The 1,186-nt window shown below is 30.1% G+C and carries 1 protein-coding gene; it reads right to left on the bottom strand.

Annotation, left to right across the window (positions count from 1 at the left end):
- Positions 1–165 precede the first annotated feature (165 nt).
- On the bottom strand, positions 166–1,041 hold the full coding sequence (locus ACRCYC_RS15365) for a phosphotriesterase family protein (RefSeq protein WP_438619988.1): 876 nt from the start codon (positions 1,039–1,041) through the stop codon (positions 166–168).
- Positions 1,042–1,186 lie beyond the last annotated feature (145 nt).

Here is a 1,186-nt window from a genome sequence, read left to right as displayed (position 1 = left end):
CTTTTTCAGTAGTAACAGGTTTATTTAATCCCTTTACAACTCCAAGATCTCCTCTTGTTAAAACTTCATGGCCTTGAAAATATTTTGTTATTATATCTATCATTTTAAATTGCTTCTCTTTTGCTACTTCTATTCCTATTGATTCCAATGGATATGTTTTCATTTTCATTCAACTCCTAAAATTCTCTTTGGATTTTTTACTAATATTTTTTCTAAATCACTCTCTTTTATTGCAGCCTCTCTTAACATAGGAACAAAAGTTTCAATTAGATATGCATACCCAATCCCACCATTTATTTTTAAGTGAGATCTTCTTGTTAAATCAACTGACATTAATAATTTTTCACTCCATCCCTCTTCACAAAGTATTTTTATAAAATCAACCCTAGTTTCATCAGGAAGATAACTATTTTTACCAATAGTATCAAACTCTATATAAGCACCTCTTTTTAAAAGAGATCTTATGTAATCCAAATCATTACTTAAAGCTACATGTCCTAAAATAACTTTATTTAGATCTACACCTAAGTTTTCTAAAAAATCCAACTGCTCATGCCCTAATTTCCCCAAACTTGTATGAGTTGTTATAAAAACTCCTGTAGCTTTTTGAGCAATTGCAGCTCCGTGGAAAACTTTTTTTTCAAGCTCAGTCATAATTTCAAACCCTGTTCCAATCTCTCCTATAAGTGTTGCACACTTACTTTTTCTATCTATTCCAATCTTTATATCATCTATCATTTTTTTAGCAAGCTCTTCAACAGTTAACTCTTCAACCTCTTTTGGTAAAAATGGCTCTTTATAATATCCTGTGGACATATATATCTCTATCCCTGTGGCCTCTTCCATTCTCATAACGTAATCTACATCTCTACCAATACCAACATTACTCACATCTACAACTCTAGTTACTCCAAGTTCTTTTAATCTTAAAAACTCCTCTTTTGTTATATCAAAGGTATCTAATTTGCAATCTATATTATTTTTCTCCTTAGAGAGATCTATTGTTACATGTTCATGCATATACGTTATATCTTTAATCATTTTCCCTCCAAATTTTAAAATCTCGATTATCTATCTCTTTTAATGGATAGTTTAGAAAATACTCTCTATAAAGTTTTGGCCTTTTATCCTCATTTAAAACTTTAGATATCTCTAGTAAAGATTTCAAATATATCTCACCCTCTGG

Origin of the sequence: Paraclostridium sp. (assembly GCF_051657365.1) — a bacterium.
In the GTDB taxonomy this organism is placed as follows: domain Bacteria; phylum Bacillota; class Clostridia; order Peptostreptococcales; family Peptostreptococcaceae; genus Paraclostridium.
Note: the sequence above shows the minus strand (reverse complement) of the source record. Positions and strands in the feature narration are given on the sequence as shown.